We start from the raw sequence: 818 nt of genomic DNA, 5'->3' as shown, positions 1-818 counted from the left end.
ACACACCCGCGCCGAAAACCCCTTCCACCGCGCCGCCCAAAAAGTCAAAGCAGGAGCAGGCTACCTAGCAAAAACAGGAAGAACCCGCGTCAAATAACCACAACCGAAGGAGGACCCCATGAGCCAACCCACCAAAAAGCCGGCAGGATCGGTAAAAAACGTGGGCACCAAAAACAAGGCTGAAGAAGCAAAAGCCCGCGCCGCTAAACGCGCTGCCAAAACGCAACGCGCCCTCGAACGCGCGCAACGCCGCAAAACAGTTTTTGACCTTAGGCTCATGGGGCAATCCGTCAACGCTATCGCCGAACAAATCGGGGTAAGTAAATCCACCGTAATGAAAGACCTTGAGGCTGTTCTTGACACGGTCCCCAAACCGGACGCGAAACGCCTCTACACGCTCCAGCTAGAACGCTACGACTCGCTTCTAACCGTAATGATGACCCAAGCCCTAGGTGGGGACCAATTCGCCGTTGACCGGGCAGTGAACATTATGCGGCAGATCGAACGCCTAACCGGCATTGAACAACCCAACACAGAAGACCTAGCCACAGATAACGCCCTCGCAGCCCTAAGAAGTCTTTCCGAAACCATCCAAAACATCACCCAGAAGGAGTAAACCCGCCGTGGACGACCAGAAAAACACCCTCGTCTGGTCGCCCAAACAGGCCTACGCCATCGCCAACTGCAACGGCCGCGCCAACATCTGGCAAGGCGCAGTCAGATCAGGAAAAACATTCTCATCCATCCTCGCCTACTGCATGAAAATAGCCACCTGGGACGGCCCCGGCGTACACGTCATAACCGGCAGAAACAAAGAC

2 protein-coding genes are annotated in these 818 nt (G+C 55.4%); both read left to right on the top strand.

Going from position 1 to position 818, the window contains the following annotated elements; translation table 11 throughout:
• Positions 1-118 precede the first annotated feature (118 nt).
• On the top strand, positions 119-616 hold the full coding sequence (locus tag QP381_RS08440) for a hypothetical protein (protein WP_048707070.1): 498 nt from the start codon (positions 119-121) through the stop codon (positions 614-616).
• Positions 617-623: 7 nt separating this feature from the next.
• On the top strand, positions 624-818 hold a 195-nt coding region (locus QP381_RS08435; protein ID WP_285068468.1), incomplete at its 3' end, for a hypothetical protein.

It is taken from the genome of Pauljensenia sp. UMB6358 (genome assembly GCF_030216865.1).
Classification (GTDB): Bacteria; Actinomycetota; Actinomycetes; order Actinomycetales; family Actinomycetaceae; genus Pauljensenia; species Pauljensenia turicensis_A.
The sequence above is the reverse complement of the archived record's forward strand: the minus strand, read 5'-3'. Positions and strand labels throughout refer to the sequence as shown.